Source organism: Catellatospora sp. NPDC049133 (genome assembly GCF_040648455.1).
Lineage (GTDB): Bacteria > Actinomycetota > Actinomycetes > Mycobacteriales > Micromonosporaceae > Catellatospora > Catellatospora aurea.
Window position 1 is genome coordinate 98929 of sequence record NZ_JBEZDT010000008.1, and the last position, 15950, is coordinate 114878.

The 15950-nt window shown below is 71.9% G+C and carries 16 protein-coding genes; 6 read left to right on the forward strand and 10 right to left on the reverse strand.

What is annotated here, in order from left to right; genetic code table 11:
* Nucleotides 1-924 (reverse strand): aldose 1-epimerase family protein, encoded by a 924-nt coding sequence (locus tag AB0B35_RS11230; RefSeq protein ID WP_361043577.1) that lies wholly within the window; start codon nucleotides 922-924, stop codon nucleotides 1-3.
* Nucleotides 925-947: 23 nt separating this feature from the next.
* Entirely contained in the window at nucleotides 948-1613 is a 666-nt protein-coding gene (pdxH, locus tag AB0B35_RS11235) for a pyridoxamine 5'-phosphate oxidase (RefSeq protein ID WP_361043904.1), read from the reverse strand.
* Nucleotides 1614-1875: 262 nt separating this feature from the next.
* On the opposite strand from pdxH, the gene AB0B35_RS11240 reads away from it, so the two are divergent.
* From AB0B35_RS11240 to AB0B35_RS11260, 5 genes are all read left to right on the forward strand, one after another.
* Nucleotides 1876-2979 (forward strand): citrate synthase 2, encoded by a 1104-nt coding sequence (locus AB0B35_RS11240; RefSeq protein WP_360538127.1) that lies wholly within the window; start codon nucleotides 1876-1878, stop codon nucleotides 2977-2979.
* Between the two features lie 319 nt (nucleotides 2980-3298).
* Nucleotides 3299-4423, forward strand: a complete 1125-nt coding sequence (gene serC / locus AB0B35_RS11245; RefSeq protein WP_361043580.1) for a phosphoserine transaminase — start codon at nucleotides 3299-3301, stop codon at nucleotides 4421-4423.
* 281 nt (nucleotides 4424-4704) lie between these two features.
* Entirely contained in the window at nucleotides 4705-5853 is a 1149-nt protein-coding gene (locus AB0B35_RS11250; protein ID WP_361043583.1) for an acyltransferase family protein, read from the forward strand.
* Between the two features lie 192 nt (nucleotides 5854-6045).
* Entirely contained in the window at nucleotides 6046-7065 is a 1020-nt protein-coding gene (sepH, locus tag AB0B35_RS11255) for a septation protein SepH (protein ID WP_361043585.1), read from the forward strand.
* Nucleotides 7066-7119: 54 nt separating this feature from the next.
* On the forward strand, nucleotides 7120-8106 hold the full coding sequence (locus AB0B35_RS11260) for an aldo/keto reductase (RefSeq protein WP_361043588.1): 987 nt from the start codon (nucleotides 7120-7122) through the stop codon (nucleotides 8104-8106).
* Nucleotides 8107-8217: 111 nt separating this feature from the next.
* Here the strand turns inward: AB0B35_RS11260 and thpR are convergent, their stop codons facing one another.
* The 6 genes from thpR to AB0B35_RS11290 form a co-directional block, all read right to left on the reverse strand.
* Nucleotides 8218-8760 carry an RNA 2',3'-cyclic phosphodiesterase gene (gene thpR, locus AB0B35_RS11265; RefSeq protein ID WP_361043591.1) on the reverse strand — a complete coding sequence of 181 codons (543 nt, stop codon included), beginning with the start codon at nucleotides 8758-8760 and terminating at the stop codon, nucleotides 8218-8220.
* Nucleotides 8760-9308 carry a hypothetical protein gene (locus AB0B35_RS11270; RefSeq protein ID WP_361043594.1) on the reverse strand — a complete coding sequence of 183 codons (549 nt, stop codon included), beginning with the start codon at nucleotides 9306-9308 and terminating at the stop codon, nucleotides 8760-8762. Before AB0B35_RS11270 ends, thpR begins: the two co-directional genes overlap by 1 nt.
* Before the next feature lie 95 nt (nucleotides 9309-9403).
* Nucleotides 9404-9856, reverse strand: coding sequence for an RDD family protein (locus tag AB0B35_RS11275; protein ID WP_361043596.1), 453 nt, complete (start codon nucleotides 9854-9856; stop codon nucleotides 9404-9406).
* Between the two features lie 167 nt (nucleotides 9857-10023).
* Nucleotides 10024-11319 (reverse strand): MFS transporter, encoded by a 1296-nt coding sequence (locus AB0B35_RS11280; protein ID WP_361043599.1) that lies wholly within the window; start codon nucleotides 11317-11319, stop codon nucleotides 10024-10026.
* Nucleotides 11320-11491: 172 nt separating this feature from the next.
* Entirely contained in the window at nucleotides 11492-11923 is a 432-nt protein-coding gene (locus AB0B35_RS11285; protein WP_360538125.1) for a MarR family transcriptional regulator, read from the reverse strand.
* Between the two features lie 85 nt (nucleotides 11924-12008).
* A complete protein-coding gene (locus AB0B35_RS11290) occupies nucleotides 12009-13448 on the reverse strand; it encodes an NCS2 family permease (protein ID WP_361043602.1) in 1440 nt (479 codons plus the stop codon).
* A 130-nt stretch (nucleotides 13449-13578) separates the two neighbouring features.
* Here AB0B35_RS11290 and AB0B35_RS11295 point away from each other — a divergent pair, with 130 nt between their 5' ends.
* Entirely contained in the window at nucleotides 13579-14337 is a 759-nt protein-coding gene (locus tag AB0B35_RS11295; protein WP_360538084.1) for a DUF3027 domain-containing protein, read from the forward strand.
* Between the two features lie 114 nt (nucleotides 14338-14451).
* Here AB0B35_RS11295 and AB0B35_RS11300 read toward each other — a convergent pair whose 3' ends face one another.
* Nucleotides 14452-15081 carry a futalosine hydrolase gene (locus tag AB0B35_RS11300; protein ID WP_361043605.1) on the reverse strand — a complete coding sequence of 210 codons (630 nt, stop codon included), beginning with the start codon at nucleotides 15079-15081 and terminating at the stop codon, nucleotides 14452-14454.
* Entirely contained in the window at nucleotides 15078-15890 is an 813-nt protein-coding gene (locus tag AB0B35_RS11305; protein ID WP_361043607.1) for a hypothetical protein, read from the reverse strand. Before AB0B35_RS11305 ends, AB0B35_RS11300 begins: the two co-directional genes overlap by 4 nt.
* Between the last annotated feature and the right edge of the window lie 60 nt (nucleotides 15891-15950).

Here is a 15950-nt window from a genome sequence, read left to right on the forward strand (position 1 = left end):
TCAGGCCCCGAGGTCGGCGCGGATCCCCCAGGTGCCCTGCCAGGTCGCGTCGGGGGCCAGCTCGATCAGGTCCCGGCCCGAGCGCATCGCGTCCGGCGGGCAGGTCATCGGCTCGATCGCGACCGCGCGGCGGTGCCGCTCGCCGGTCAGCGTGTGCGCGGTGAACAGCTGCCACCAGTGGAAGTTGCGGTCCGCCCAGACGTGCACCGCGCGCCCGTCCGGGACGCTGATGGTGACCGTCGAGCCGCCCTCGTCGTCGCGCACCAGGTCGCCGAACGCGGTGTCCAGCTCCAGCGCGCCGATGCGCCGCGGCTCGGTGAAGTCGAACTCGCCGCCCGCCACCTTGGCCGCGCCGATGGGCAGCATGCGGCCGTCGACCAGCAGCCGGGTCCGGGCGGGCACGGTCAGCGTCAGCTCGTCCACCGGCAGGCCGGGGATGCGCAGGTAGGGGTGGGTGCCGACGCCGAACGGCGCGGTGTCGGCCGAGCGGTTCGCGACGTGGTGCGTCACGGTCAGGCCGCGCTCGTCCAGCCGGTACTCGACCCGCAGCGCCAGCCGCCACGGGTAGCCGAGCTGCGGCTCCAGCACGCACTCGACCACGAGCAGGCCGTCCTCCTGCCGCACCGGGTGCCAGGACAGCCAGCGGACCAGGCCGTGGATGGCGTTGTGCAGGCTCGGCTCGCTCAGCGGCAGCTGCAGCGCCTGACCGCCGTGGCGGTAGTGGCCGTCGCGGATCCGGTTCGGCCAGGGCATCAGCAGCTGCCCGGCACCCGCCGGGCAGAGCTCCTCCTCGGCGTACCCGTCGAGGATCTCCGCCCCGCCCACCGAGTAGCTGCGCAGACCGCCGCCGACCTCGACGACGGTAGCGGTCTGGTCACCGTGGCCGATTGTCCATTGGGTGCCGGACGGCGCAAAGTTGGTCACGATCCCGCACCCTACATGGCTTTCTAGGGCGCGAGGCGCTCCACGATCCACCTGTCCGCACCGGCGGCCGTGTCCCTGCGGAAACGGAGCCGATCATGCAGCCGGCTGCGCCTGCCCTGCCAGAACTCGACGGTCTCCGGCTCCACCCGCAGACCGCCCCAGTGCTCGGGCAGCGGCACCTCGGCCTCGGCCGGGAACGACTGCTCGGCGGCGGCGTACGCGTCGTCCAGCGCCTGCCGGTCGGGCAGCACCGACGACTGCGCGCTGGCCCACGCGCCGAGCTGCGCCCCGCGCGGGCGGACCCGGAAGTACTCCTCGCTCACGTGCCGGTCCACCGGCGTGATCCGGCCGCAGACCACCACCTGGCGGCCCATCGCGAACCAGGGGAAGAGCAGGCTGGCGTACGGGTTGGCCAGCGCCTCCCGCCCCTTGCGCGACCCGTAGTTGGTGAAGAACACGAAACCGCGCTCGTCGTAGCCCTTGAGCAGCACGGTGCGGCTGCTGGGCCGCCCGTCCGGGTCGGCCGTGGCCACGATCATCGCGTTCGGCTCGGGCAGCTGCGCGGCGACCGCCTCGGCGAACCACCGGCCGAACTGGGTCGGCCAGTCGGCGGCGAGGTGCTCCTCGACGAGGGGTTCCTCGCGCACGGCCGGGCGGTGCGGGCCGGCGGGCTCGTACTCGCGGCGCATGCGCGCCAGATCGTGCGGGGCGGCGGAGGGGCCGGTGGTCAAGATGTGCTCCAAGTCACGTAGTCATCCTGTCGCGCTGCGTGTCAGCAGTGGAAATCATGTCGTGCCAGCTCGCCGCCGGTGGAAATCCCGTTGACAGAACCGCCGTCAGCCGAAGAAGACGTTTCCCGCGCGTGCGGGGCGGGTCGCCAAACGGTTACCCGCGGGGCAAGATGTTGCTCGAACTGAACCTAACCTCAGGTCGATGAACCGGGAGAACGACATGTCCGACTTCAAGCCGGGCCTGGAGGGCGTGATCGCCTTCGAGACCGAGATCGCCGAGCCCGACAAGGAAGGCGGTTCGCTGCGCTACCGGGGCGTCGACATCGAGGACCTGATCGGCCAGGTCTCCTTCGGCAACGTCTGGGCACTGCTGGTGGACGGCAAGTTCGGGCCGGGCCTGCCGCCCGCCGAGCCGTTCCCGGTGCCCGTGCACTCCGGCGACATCCGCGTCGACGTGCAGTCCGCGGTCGCCATGCTCGCCCCGTACTGGGGCCTGGGCCAGCTGCTCGACATCTCCGACGAGCAGGCCCGCGAGGACCTCGCCCGGGTGTCGGTGACCGCGCTGTCGTTCGTGGCGCAGTCGGCCCGCGGCCTGGGCCTGCCGGCCGTGCCGCAGAAGGAGATCGACAAGGCGCAGACGATCGTCGAGCGCTTCATGAAGCGCTGGCGCGGCGAGCCCGACCCGCGGCACGTCAAGGCCGTCGACGCGTACTTCATCTCGGCCGCCGAGCACGGCATGAACGCCTCCACCTTCACCACCCGGGTCGTCGCCTCCACCGGCGCCGACGCCGCGGCCTGCATCTCCTCCGGCATCGGCGCGCTGTCCGGCCCGCTGCACGGCGGCGCGCCCTCGCGGGTGCTGCACATGATCGAGGGCGTGGAGCGCTCCGGCGACGCCGAGGGCTACGTCAAGGGCGTGCTCGACCGCGGCGAGCGGCTGATGGGCTTCGGACACCGGGTCTACCGGGCCGAGGACCCGCGCGCCCGCGTGCTCCGCCGCACCGCCAAGGAGCTGGGCGCGGCCCGCTACGAGGTGGCCGAGGCGCTGGAGAAGGCGGCGCTGGCCGAGCTGCGTGCCCGCCGCCCCGACCGGGTCCTGGAGACCAACGTCGAGTTCTGGTCGGCCGTCGTGCTCGACTTCGCCGAGGTGCCCGCACACATGTTCACCTCGATGTTCACCTGCGCCCGGGTGGCCGGCTGGTCCGCGCACATCCTGGAGCAGAAGAAGCTGGGCCGCCTGGTCCGCCCGTCGGCGACATACGTCGGCCCCGGCACCCGCAAGGCCCAGGAAGTCGAGGGCTGGAACGCCATCAGCCACCACTGACCCCATCACTGCCGCGAAGGGCGCCCGCTCCGCGGGCGCCCTTCGCGCATCCAAGATCGTCCGAGTTGCCCGGCACTTGTGCGTATCTTGATCGCGCTTTCGCCCACCTGCCTGGCAAGTCGGGCGATCTTGATGCCCGGCAAGTCGGGCGATCTTGGTCGAGGGGCCCGCACGACGGGCGCCCTTCGTGCGTGAGGACCGTCACGGGGGAAAGGGTGGGACGGAGCCCTGGGGTGGCTCGTTGACGTGGGAGAATGCGGCATTGGCAGCGTCGCCGATGCTTTCTCGCACGATCTGACACGCCTGAAGGACTGATGTCATGGCCGAGACGCCGATCACCATCCCTGCCGAGCTCCTGCCTGTCGACGGCCGGTTCTGCTGCGGCCCGTCCAAGGTACGGCCCCAGGCGGTGGAGGCGCTCAGCGCGGTTTCCAGTTCCTTCCTCGGCACCTCGCACCGGCAGAAGACGGTGAAGAACCAGGTCGCTCGCTTCCGCCAGGGCCTGGCCGACTTCTTCGGCCTGCCCGAGGGCTACGAGGTGATCATCGGCAACGGTGGCACCACCGCCTTCTGGGAGGTCGCCGCGTTCTCCCTGATCAAGGACCGGGCGCAGTTCGCCACGTTCGGCGAGTTCGGCGCGAAGTTCGCCAAGGCCGTCAAGGACGCCCCGTTCCTGGGCACGCCGACGGTGCACAAGGGTGAGCCGGGCAGCGCGGCGTTCCTGGTCGCCGAGGAGGGCGTGGACGCGTACGGCATCCCGCAGAACGAGACGTCGACCGGTGTCGCGGTGCCGGTGCAGCGGGTGGCCGGGGCCGACCCGGGCGCGCTGATCCTGCACGACGCCACCTCGGCGGCGGGCGGCCTGGACGTGGACCTGACCCAGAGCGACGTCTACTACTTCGCGCCGCAGAAGTGCTTCGCCTCGGACGGCGGCCTGTGGATCGCCATCTTGTCCCCGGCCGCCATCGCGCGCGCCGAGGAGATCAAGGCTGGCGGCCGGTACATCCCCGCGTTCCTGGACCTGGTCACCGCGATCGAGAACTCGCGGCTGGAGCAGACCCTGAACACCCCGGCGCTGGCCACCATCTTCCTGGCCGCCGAGCAGACGGACTGGATGAACGCGCAGGGCGGCCTGTCCTGGGCGGCGCAGCGCACCGCCGAGAGCGCCGAGATCCTGTACCGCTGGGCGGAGAAGTCGCCGGTGGCGACGCCGTTCGTGACCGACCCAGGACTGCGCTCCAACGTGGTCGCCACGATCGACTTCAACGAGGGCGTCGACGCGGCCGCGATCGCCAAGACCCTGCGCGCCAACGGCGTGGTCGACACCGAGCCCTACCGCAAGCTGGGCCGCAACCAGCTGCGTGTGGCGCTCTACCCGGCCATCGACCCGTCGGACGTGCAGGCGCTGACCGCGAGCATCGACTACGTGATCGAGCAGCTGTAGACCGTTTCACGCAGCTGATGCGGCGGGGCCCGAAGGGCTCCGCCGCATTTTTGTCCGCGTACCGGTGAATGTATGCGGCATTTGCCCGGATAAGCAGGTGTCTTGGATAGGCTCGCCCCTTCCGCCGGGTGTAGCCAGCGGCACGGCTGGGCAACCGCCTTCAGAGCGAGCCCACCCGACCAGCGCAAGGGGTCCCACTGGTGTCGACGCAGACGGAACCGATCGACAAGAAGACGACCGACGTCTCAACCCGAGCGGGGGGTCCCCGTGTTCTGAAAGTCATGAAGGCCATCCCGCTGGACGCGCCACCGCGGTCCGTGCCGGCGCACGCCCCGACGGCCGGCCGGCCGGTGGCCCCGCCCGCGGACGCCCCGACCGCGAGCCCCGACGGCGCGCCCGCGCCGACCCGGCTGCTGGTCCTGGACGGGCTGCGGCTGGCCGCGGCGCTGCTGGTGGTCGCCCATCATCTGGTACGCGGACCGTGGGGCGTCGACCCCGGCTCGCTGTTCGGCCCGCTGGCCGCCGTCGCCTCCTTCGGCTGGCTCGGCGTCAACCTGTTCTTCCTCATCAGCGGTTTCGTCATCTGCCTGAGCAGCTGGGGCCGCAGCCTGGGCGAGTTCGCCGCGTCCCGGGCCGTCCGGCTGTTCCCCGCGTACTGGGTCGGCGTCGTGCTGACCACCGCCGTGCTCGCCGCCTGGCCGGCGCTGCGCGGGCCGCTGCCCGCGCCCGAGTCGCTGGTCAACCTGACCATGCTGCAGAGCGGGCTGGGCGTGACCGACCAGGACTGGTCGTACTGGTCGCTCGGTGCGGAACTGCGCTTCTACCTGCTCTTCGCGATCGTGGTCTGGCTGGGCGTGACCTGCCGCCGCGTCGTCTACTTCTGCGGCGTGTGGACACTGGTCGCGGTCTTCTCCACCACCTGGAACCAGGGCTGGATCAACAACATGATCGTGCCGCAGTTCGCGCCGTACTTCGTCGCGGGCGTGGCGCTGTTCCTGATCCACCGGTTCGGCTCGAACCTGCTGCTGTGGGGCCTGGTCGGCGTCAACTGGCTGATCGCGCTGTACCGGCTGCAGGGCTACCCCCCGCTGGAGCACTTCCAGCAGAGCTGGTGGAGCGTGGCGGCCCTGGTCACCGGCTGCTTCGCCCTGCTGGCGGCGGTCGCGCTCGGCGCGTTCCAGCGGGTCGGATGGCGCTGGCTGACGGTCGCGGGCGCGCTGACCTACCCGCTGTACCTGATCCACCAGGCCATCGGGCAGACGCTGATCGTGGCGCTGCGCGACCGGGTGCCGCACTGGCTGCTGCTGGCCGGGATCGTCGCGCTGATGCTCGGCGTCTCCTGGCTGATCCACCGCTATGTGGAGCGTCCGCTCGGCGCGCGGCTCAAGCGCGGTCTGGCCACCTCGCTGGCGGCCGTACGCAGGGGCTGAACGCGGCCGACCGGCCACGGTGGACCGCCGAACATGTCCGCACGCGAATGTGAGCGTGTCGTCAGACTCGGCGTGGCGGGTGCGCGGGTGTGCCTTCACCGCGTACGGTGTTCTCTTGGGAACGTCATACCGTGGCCGGGAACTCCCCCCGGCAGCCACGGCATGGACCGGCACAGGGGACGGAGGCTGACGATGCGACCCGTACGGTTCGTCGCTCTCTCCGAAGACGGCCAGGCACTCGTGCTCGCGGACGAGGTCGGTCGTCTGCTCGCGCTGCCCATCGACGATCGCGTCGCCTCGGCGACGCACCCCGACCGCGGCTCCGGCGCGCACACCATGACCATCACCGCGTCGCCCTTCGACGCGGCCACCGTGCTGTCCCCGCGGGACATCCAGTCGCGCATCCGCTCCGGCGAGAGCGCCGAGGACGTGGCCCGCATCGCGGGCGTGCCGGTGGACCGCGTGCTGCGCTACGCCGGCCCGGTGCTGCAGGAGCGGGCCATGCTCGCCCAGCACGCGCGGCGCACCCGGCTGAAGAGCTCGGACAAGGGCGCGACCCTCGCCGACGTCGTCGACGGCCGGCTGGCCCAGCACGGCATCGACACGGAGAAGATCTCCTGGGATGCGTACCGCCGCGACGACGGCACCTGGCGCGTCGTGGCGACCTGGCCGTCGGGCAAGGCCACCGCGCAGGCGATCTGGGAACTCGACCGCAACCGGCAGTCGGTGTCGCCGCACGACGACATGGCGCAGTACCTGTGCGCCGAGCGTCCCACCCAGATCCTGGGCCAGGACCCGACCGCGGGCCAGACGCCGCCGCCCAGCCGCAGCGGCCACGGCCTGCCCAGCGCGGCCGACACCGCGCGCCGCCCCGGCCGCGACCCGATCCGGGCCGGCCGCGACGCGCTGGTCGCCGCGATGGACCGGCCCCTGGGCAGCGGCCCCGGCCGCGGGCTCGACGTGCCCTCGGACGCGCCGCGCCAGCGCCCGGCCAGCGCCGTGCTGGCCGGCGGCCGGGACAGCAGCGCCTTCGACGAGGACGCCGACGCGCCCAAGGAGGTGCCGGCCGTGCCGTCGCTGGCCGTGCTACGCCCGCGCCGGCAGCCTGCCGACGCCGCCAACACGACCGGCACCGGAGACAAGCCGCGCAAGCGCCTGCCGAGCTGGGACGACGTGCTGTTCGGCGGCGCCCCGGCGGCCCGGGAGAGCTGAGACCGTCCCTTTCGTCCCGCCGGGCACCGTTCCGCGGGGATAGGGTGGGTGCTCATGGAGTTCACCACTGTCGGCCGCACCGGCCTGACCGTCAGCAGGCTGTGCCTCGGGACCATGAACTTCGGTCCCCAGACGTCCGAACCGGACAGCCACGCCATCATGGACCGCGCCCTCGAGCACGGCATCAACTTCTTCGACACCGCCGACGTGTACGGCTGGAAGATCGGCGAGGGCATCACCGAGCACATCATCGGCCGCTGGTTCGCGCAGGGCGGGGGCCGCCGCGACAAGGTCGTGCTGGCCACGAAGGTCTACGGGAAGATGGGCGAGTGGCCCAACGAGCAGGGCCTGTCCGCCCGGCACATCGTCAAGGCCGCCGACGCGTCGCTGCGCCGCCTGCAGACCGACTACATCGACCTGTACCAGATGCACCACGTGGACCGTAAGACGCCGTGGGAGGAGATCTGGCAGGCGATGGAGACCCTCGTCGCCGCCGGCAAGGTGCTCTACGTCGGCTCGTCGAACTTCGCCGGCTGGCACATCGCCGCGGCGCAGGAGGCCGCCCGCAGTCGCCACTTCCTGGGCCTGGTCGCCGAGCAGTGCATCTACAACCTCATGACGCGCCACGTCGAGCTGGAGGTGATCCCGGCGGCGCAGCAGTACGGCGTCGGCATCATCCCGTGGTCGCCGCTGCACGGCGGGCTGCTGAGCGGGGCGATCCGCAAGATCAAGGACGGCACGGCGGGCCGGTCCGGCGAGGGCCGGGCGAACGACACGCTGGCCGAGCACCGCGGCACCATCGAGGCGTACGAGAAGCTCTGCGAGTCCCTCGACGCCGACCCGGCCGACGTCGCGCTGGCCTGGCTGCTGTCCCGCCCCGGCGTGACCGCTCCGATCATCGGCCCGCGCACCGCCGAGCAGCTCGACAAGACCCTCGGCGCGCTCACCGTCACCCTCGACGAGGACACGCTGACCCGCCTCGACGAGCTGTTCCCGCCGATCGGCAAGGGCGGCCCCGGCCCCGAGGCCTGGGCCTGGTGAACCCGGCCGCCCGCCGTCCCCGCCACGCGCACCGGGCGGGGACGGGGCGGAACCGTCGCGCACCTGGCCGCTCGCGCCCGGCGGGGAGTCGCCGGCATGCGGCGGTTGGGCTCAGAGCGGGTGGTGGGCCAGCGGTGTGTAGGACGGGTGCGGGCCGAGCAGGCTGCGCACCAGCACGAGTTCGGTGACCGGCCAGGTCGGACCGGTGTAGTCGTGCAGAGTCGCCAGGTCGCCGGCGAGTTCGGGGTGGCCGATCCGGTCGCCGGGGCGGGCGATGGTCAGGTGCGGGGCAAAACGTTTGTCGTCGGGGTGCAGGCGGCGCGCCCGCAGCTCGCGGCGTACCGCCCGGCCCACCCGGGTTAGGCCGTCGACGTCGCCCTCGATGCCCGCCCAGAGCACCGTGGACCGCCCGTGGCCGAACTTTCCGCCGCCCCGGATCCGCAGCTCGCCGACGGGACCGTCCACGGCGGACAGGGCCAGCGTGGCGGGTCCGGCCGACTCATCGGGCACCTCGCCGAGGAACGCCAGTGTCAGGTGCCACCGCTCGGTGGGTGTGACCCGTGCATGGGCTCTGCTGACAGCGAGAGAGTCCACCACGGCGGCCAGGTGGCCGACCGCCTCTGTCGGCGGGAAGACGGCGACGAACAGGCGCATCAGGCCTCCGCGAGCACGACTCCTGCGGCGATGAGCGCGCCCTCGACGCGTACCCGTTCGATCTGCAGGTCGAGGCCGTCCACCTCGGTCAGGTGCTCGTCGATGCCGAGGCACTGGCAAACGTCGCGCAGCGCCTGGTCGTAGCCGACGTCGTCGCGGGGCAGCTCGCGCAGCCGGTCGACGATCTCCTCGAACGGCACCAGCGGCGGCCCGTCCGGCGCGGGCTGCGGCAGCCAGGCGGGGGCGAGGCCGACGGCGCTGAGCCGCTCGGCGGCGAACTGGACCATGCTCTCCCGGGCGGAGCCGATGGCGTCCGTGGCGACCCGTGCCGCGGCGACCCACGGCGGGCCGGCGGGCGGGGCCGGGGCGAACGCGCGCTCCAGGCGGTCGAGGGTGCGCTGCTCGTGCCAGGACTCCCGGACCTGCTCAGCCCGGCTGCGCACCTGGGCGACGACGTCATCCGCGCAGATCACGGCGGCGATGGCGCCGGGCATACCGACCAGCGCGATCACTCCGAGAGTGAGCGGAAGAGCGCTGTCGGTCGCCACATTGAACGACACTATGCCTACCTGCCCTTTCCTCGCCAGTTGATTGACGTCACCGATCATCGGCCGCGCGGCCGGAATAATCTGCGCTCGCGCGATCAGGCCTCGACCACGACCGTGCGGGCGAGCTTGTCCGCGAGAGTCTGCCGCTTGGCGTCCCACAGCGGGAACAGGAAGCCCAGGTAGCAGATGAGCGCGTCGACGAGGTGGGCCACATCGCGCAGGAACGCCCGCCCCGCGCCGACCGGTGTGCCGGTGCCGTCGCCGACGAGCTTGACTCCCAGCACCCGGCGGCCCCAGCTGAAGCCGGTGTCCCCCGCCTGGATCCACCGGTTGTATCCGACGACCGCGAGCCCGGTCAGCAGCAACGTCCAGTAGACGACGCCGCCTCCGCTCGGCGCGCCGGGCACGACCTGCCCGGTCCGCGGGTCGAGCGACGGCGCGACGACCTCGGCCCCGTCGATCACGTAGGCGAGCACGACGAACACGGCGGCGACCAGCAGGTCGACCACCGCCGCGCCGACGCGCCTGAGCCAGGAAGCGTGCTTCAAGCCGGTCTCCGGTGGGGGGTGAGGGGCGGCATGATCGCTGTTTCTGGTCAGAACCTGTGGCCCACCAGAGGTTCTGACCCGAAACGGCGATCTTGGGGCGGCCGGTGGCGCGCCGCGCGGGAGGGACGCTACCGGGTCGCGGTGCGCGGTCCACGGACCGCATTCCATCACGCGGCGGCGACACTCTCCGCGTGCACGACGCGCACCCGGGGCGTGGGCCGGGCCTGGAAGGACAGCCGGTCCCCGGCGTGCCGCAGCTGCCACACCAGCGCGCCCAGCGCCGCGAGCAGGGACACCGCGCCGCCGAGCCAGATGCCGGCCGCCGCGCCGAAGGTCTCCGCGATCCAGCTGATGACCATCGACCCGATGGGCGCGGTGCCCAGGAAGATCAGTACGTACAGCGCCATCACCCGGCCCCGGAACGCCCCGTCGACGCCGAGCTGCACCCGCTGGTTCGCGGCCTGGGCCAGGAACACGGTGCTGAACCCGGTCGGCACCAGCAGCAGCAGAACCAGCCACTTGGTCGGCGCGACGCCGACCGCGATGGCCAGCAGGCCGAACGCGACCGCGGCGGCGAGCAGCAGGTACACCGACGGCCTGCCCTTGCGGGCGGTGCCCGCCAGCGCACCGGCCAGCGAGCCGACCGCCAGCGCCGTGTTGAACAGGCCGAAGGTGGCCGCGCCGGTGGCGAACACGGTCTTGGCCAGCAGGGCCAGGGTGAGCTGGAAGTTGTACCCGAACATCGCGATGACCAGCATCATCGCCATCGGCAGCAGCAGGTCGTGCCGGGTGCGCACGTAACGCAGCCCGTCGGCGACCTTGGCCTCGGCGCGCTCGTCGCGCGGCAGCAGCTCGGGGCGGTGCAGCTCGGCGGGGCGCATCCGGGCCTGCATGAGCACCGGGGCCACCGCCATCACGGTGCTGACCAGGAACACCGGGCCGGTCCCGAGCCAGGCGATGGCGACACCGGCCAGCGCCGGGCCGGTGATGCGGGCGGTCTGGAACGTGGCGGCGGACAGCGACAGGGCGTTGGGCAGCAGCGGCTTGCCGACCAGCTCCGAGACGAACGCCTGGCGCACCGGCGTCTCGATGGCCTGGGCCACGCCGAGCAGGCCCGCGAACACCATGATGTGCCACAGCTGGATGACCCCGGTGGCGATGAGCACGGCCTGCGCGATGGCGAGCACTGCCCAGGCCCCGTTGGAGACCATCAGCAGGGTGCGCTTGTCGAAGCGGTCGGCGAGCGTGCCCGCGTACAGGGTGAGCAGCATGACGGGGACGAACTGCAGTGCGGTGACCAGGCCCAGCGCGGTCGGGGAGTCGTTGCTCAGCTCCAGGACCAGCCAGTCCTGGGCGACGTACATCATCCACACGCCGATCAGCTTGACCAGCTGACCGCCCGCGAAGAGCCGGTAGTTGCGAACCGTCAGGGAACGGAAGGTGGTGCTCAGTCTTGCCCGCACGCGGAGTGCGCCTCCTCGGATAGCCTTGCCGCCGCTCACCGGCCGGGGTGTCCCGGTCGGATCGGACGGATCAGGCCTCCGCTCGCCTGAACGCGGATTTCTCGCGCTCCGCTAGTGGCTCGTCCCGGTGGCCCGCCTGGACGGCGGACCTCCGAGGACTCTCCACCAGCGGTCAGTCGCGCGCGAGCCGCTCCAGCAGTGCCGCGGCACGGGACACCGTGTCGCGTTCCTGGGCGGTGAACCCCGCCAGCTTGCCGGCCAGCCATTCGTCGCGTACCCGCTGGTAGTCCTCCAGCACCGCGAGCCCCCGGTCGCTGGGCGACAGCAGAACCTGCCGCCCGTCGGTGGGGTGCGGCGTCCGGCTGATCAGACCGCGTTCCTCCAGCTTCGCCACGATCTTGGTCATCGTGGGCGGTTGCACCCGCTCGGCCTCGGACAGCTCGCGCGGGGTGAGCGCGCCGCCGATCCGCAGGCTGGTGAGGGCGGACAGCTGGGTAACGGTGAGATCGCCGACGGGGCGCTCCTGGCGCAGCCGACGGTTGAGCCGGGTGATGGCGTCGCGGAGCCGCTCGGTCAGCTCCTCGGGAGAAGCTTGCGTCACCATCACCACCTGCTCCGTCACGCTTATTAGCTTAGCTAATAAGCCTGGCTAACGATATCCCTTTACCGAGGTGAGAGCGGTCACGCTCTCAGAAAACCAGCTTCTCCAGCGCGCCCACGGCGAAATACACCACGAACAGCAGTGCCACGATCCACAGCAGCAGGTGCACGTCGCGCAGCTTGCCCTTACTGGCCTTGATCAGGACATACGTGATGACGCCGGCGCCGATGCCGTTCGAGATCGAGTACGTGAACGGCATGATCACGATGGTGAGGAACGCCGGGATGCCGATCTCGTAGTCGGTCCAGTCGATGTTGCGCACCGCGGTCATCATCAGGAAGCCGACGACCACCAGTGCCACCGAGGCCGCCTCGAACGGCACGACGGTCACCAGCGGGGCCAGGAACATCGCCAGCAGGAACAGGCCACCGGTGACGAGGTTGGCGAAACCGGTCCGCGCGCCCTCGGCGACACCCGCCGCGCTCTCGATGTACGACGTGTTGCTCGACGTGCTCGCCGCGCCGCCCGCCGCCGCCGCGATCGAGTCGACCAGCAGGATCTCCTTGGTACGCGGGACCATGCCGTCCTCGGTCAGCATGCCGCCCTCCTGGGCGACGGCGACCATGGTGCCCATCGTGTCGAAGAAGTCGGTCAGCAGCAGTGTGAAGACGAACATCGCGCAGACCACGATGCCCGCGCTGCGCCACCCGCCCAGCACGTTGAAGTTGCCCAACAGTGACAGGTCGGGCGTGCCGACCCACTTGTCCGGGACGACCGGCACGTTCAGGGCCCAGCCGGCCGGGGTGCCGGTGGGGCCGCCCGCGGGGCCCACCTTCGCGATCGCCTCGACGATGATCGCCAGCACGGTCGTGCCGATGATGCCGATCAGGATCGCGCCCTTGACCTTGCGGGCCACCAGCACGATCGTCACCAGCAGGCCGATCACGAAGACCAGGCCCGGCCAGGTCACGATCTTGCCGCCGATGCCCAACCCGATCGGCGGCGAACCCTGGCCGGTCGAGCGTACGAAGCCGGCGTCGACGAAGCCGATGATGGTCAGGAACAGGCCGATGCCGACGCCGATGGCCGTCTTCAGCTGCATCGGCACGCTGTGGAAGACCGCCACCCGCAGGTTCGTCAGCACCAGGATCGCGATGATCACACCTTCGATGACCACCAGACCCATCGCGTCGGCCCACGTCATCAGGGGCGCGATCTCGTACGCCACGAGGGCGTTGACGCCGAGACCCGCCGCCAGCGCCAGCGGGAACCGGCCGACGACACCCATCAGGATCGTCAGCAGACCCGCCATCAGCGCGGTCGCCGCCGCCACCGCCGCCAGCGGCAGCGACACCCCGTCGATGTCCTTGCCGCCGCCGAGGATGAGCGGGTTCAACACCACGATGTAGGCCATCGTGAAGAAAGTGGCCAAGCCACCACGCACTTCGCGGGACATCGTCGACCCGCGGGCGGAGATCTCGAAGTAGCGGTCGAAGGCTCCGACCACACCAGGACCAGCTGTGCTCATGGGGCGCATCGTTCCAGATCGAAGGCCGATTGTGTACCGACCCACGGAGATCGTCCCGTGGCGGCCGGCCCGGCGAGTCCCCGGCCAGGGCTGCCGGGTCAGCGAAACTCCGAATCAGCGATGAGGAAGAATGGGGAACGTGACCAGGACCGCCACCCGCGCCCCGAAAGTCGATCAAGCCTGCGCCGAGGCGGTCGACGTCGCCCGTGCCGCGATCACCGAGGAACCCGGGCACATCGGCGAGCATCTGAACGTGGTCGCCGAAGGCGATCGTGTGGTCACCCATTACTTCGCCTGCGACCTGCCGGGTTACCGCGGCTGGCAGTGGGCCGTCACGGTGACCCGCGCCCCGCGCAGCAAGCACGTCACCGTCTGCGAGACGGTGCTGCTGCCCGGCGGCGACGCCCTGCTCGCCCCCGGCTGGGTGCCCTGGCACGAGCGGCTGCACCCCGGTGACCTGGGCGTCGGCGACCTACTGCCCACCCCCGAGGACGACGACCGGCTCACCCCCGGCTACCTGCTCGGCGGCGACCCCGAGGTCGACGAGGTCGCCTGGGAGCTCGGCCTGGGCCGCCCGCGCGTGCTGTCCCCGCTGGGCCGCGAGGAGGCCGCCCAGCGCTGGTACGACGGCGAGAACGGCCCCGACGCCCCGATCTCGCTCGCCGCGCCGCGCACCGCGCGCTGCGTGTCCTGCGCGTTCTACGTGAAACTGGGCGGCTCGCTGGGCCGCATGTTCGGCGCCTGCGCCAACGTGTACGCCCCCGACGACGGCCGCATCGTCTCCCTGGACCACGGCTGCGGCGGCCACAGCGAGGTCCTCATCGACGAGACCGTCATCCCCGCCCCGCCCACCATCTACGACGACGGCGTCGTCGAAGAGGTCGAGTAAGCACGCACCGCCCCGGGTCGCCGGAGGTCCGGTTTTCGATGGCTGCAGTTTCAGGGAAGCTGCAGCCATCGCCGTCTCCGAACCCGCGGTTTCCCTGAAACTGCAGCCGGCCCGTCAGGGATGGAGTGCGGCCAGAGCCGCGCCTGCAACGGTGAGGGCCGTGAAGGCGTCGCCGATGCGCCAGGCGGCGCGGTCGCGGGGGCCGACGACGTTGGAGATGGTGCGCAGCTCGGCGAAGGGCAGGTTCGCGCCCTGGGCGGCGCAGGCCACGCCGTAGCCCTCCATCGCCTCGGCGACCGCGGTCGGGTGGCGGCGCAGCAGTTCGGCGGTGCCCTCGGCGGTGCCGGTGACGGTCGATACGGTCAGCACCTCGCCGGTTACCGCGTCCGGCAGCGCCTCGCGCAGCGCGGCCAGCAGGGCGGGGTCGACGTCGGCCGTGGCGCTGCCGAAGCCCAGTTCGTCCAGGCTCAGGAAACCCTGTGGGGAGTCCGCGCCCAGGTCGGCGGCCACGCAGCGGGTGGCCAGGACGGTCGCGCCAGGGTCCAGGCCGATGCCGCCGCCGATGCCCGCCGACACCACCGCCCGGTAGCGGTCCCCGGCCAGCGCCAGCAGCCGCGCCGTGCCCGCGGCGGCCGCGGCCGGGCCGACCCCGACCGGGGCCACGGTCACGTCCGCGCCCGGCGTCAGGCCGCGGGCCAGCGCCTCGGCCTCGGCGGCAACCGCCGTCACGACCAGCAGTGTCACTTCTTCTTCCCCTCGTCGGACGGGTCCAGCGACGACGGACGGTACACGTGGAAGCCCTCCGGGATGGTGCGCTGCTCCTGCTGCGGCAGCCGCTTGGTCGGCGGCGTCGGCGGCGCGGGCTTCGCCAGGCCGGGGACCGGCGCACCAGGTGCGGGCAGGCGCAGCGCCAGCAGCGCGCCGACGGAGAGGCAGAGTGCGGCGACCCACAGCGGCCAGCCCGCGACGAAAGCCCCGATGACCAGGCCGGTCACCCCCGCGACCAGGCCCGCGATGGAGGCATACCGCACCGCGCCCCACAATGCGCCGAACACGTGCGCGCCCGCCGGCAGCAGTCGGCGCAGCAGGACCAGGTGCACCACCCACTGCGGCACGATCAGCGCGACCAGCACCGCCAGCAGGATCCAGCCGGGCTGCCACTGCGCGGCGAGCAGCGTCGCGACGGCGCGGCCCACCAGTGACAGGCCGATCAGCGCCCGCCCTGTCACGGGTGCGCCCGAGACCAGCAGCCCGGCGGGCACGGCGACCAGCGCCCCCACCCCGAGCGCGAGCGCCAGCTCCAGCCGGCCTGGCGCGGCGACCGCCCAGACCAGTCCGACGAGCAGCGACAGGTCCGCGGCCACCACCACGGCATGCAGGTCGTACAGGCGGGCGACGCCGGTGACGCCGCCCGAACCCTGGACCCGGATCCGCAGGGCGGTGCGGGTGAGCCAGCGGATGCCGACGACCGATCTGCTCACCGTGGCGATGAGCACCCGGATGGTCCGGACCACGACGTCCGCGAACGTCTGGAGCGCGCGCAGCAGGGGCATGGTGCCTATCCTGCCAGCGCGTACGCTGTTGTCGTGCCCTTGGAACCACCCAAACCGCTG

What these genes read in the sequence shown, in the direction of transcription:
- pdxH (WP_361043904.1), bottom strand. Translation starts at nt 1,613, where the DNA reads ATGCGCCGCGAGTACGAGCCCGCCGGCCCGCACCGCCCGGCCGTGCGC.
- AB0B35_RS11240 (WP_360538127.1), top strand. Translation starts at nt 1,876, where the DNA reads ATGTCCGACTTCAAGCCGGGCCTGGAGGGCGTGATCGCCTTCGAGACC.
- serC (WP_361043580.1), top strand. Translation starts at nt 3,299, where the DNA reads ATGGCCGAGACGCCGATCACCATCCCTGCCGAGCTCCTGCCTGTCGAC.
- AB0B35_RS11250 (WP_361043583.1), top strand. Translation starts at nt 4,705, where the DNA reads ATGAAGGCCATCCCGCTGGACGCGCCACCGCGGTCCGTGCCGGCGCAC.
- sepH (WP_361043585.1), top strand. Translation starts at nt 6,046, where the DNA reads ATGCGACCCGTACGGTTCGTCGCTCTCTCCGAAGACGGCCAGGCACTC.
- AB0B35_RS11260 (WP_361043588.1), top strand. Translation starts at nt 7,120, where the DNA reads ATGGAGTTCACCACTGTCGGCCGCACCGGCCTGACCGTCAGCAGGCTG.
- thpR (WP_361043591.1), bottom strand. Translation starts at nt 8,760, where the DNA reads ATGCGCCTGTTCGTCGCCGTCTTCCCGCCGACAGAGGCGGTCGGCCAC.
- AB0B35_RS11285 (WP_360538125.1), bottom strand. Translation starts at nt 11,923, where the DNA reads ATGGTGACGCAAGCTTCTCCCGAGGAGCTGACCGAGCGGCTCCGCGAC.
- AB0B35_RS11290 (WP_361043602.1), bottom strand. Translation starts at nt 13,448, where the DNA reads ATGAGCACAGCTGGTCCTGGTGTGGTCGGAGCCTTCGACCGCTACTTC.
- AB0B35_RS11295 (WP_360538084.1), top strand. Translation starts at nt 13,579, where the DNA reads ATGGGGAACGTGACCAGGACCGCCACCCGCGCCCCGAAAGTCGATCAA.
- AB0B35_RS11305 (WP_361043607.1), bottom strand. Translation starts at nt 15,890, where the DNA reads ATGCCCCTGCTGCGCGCGCTCCAGACGTTCGCGGACGTCGTGGTCCGG.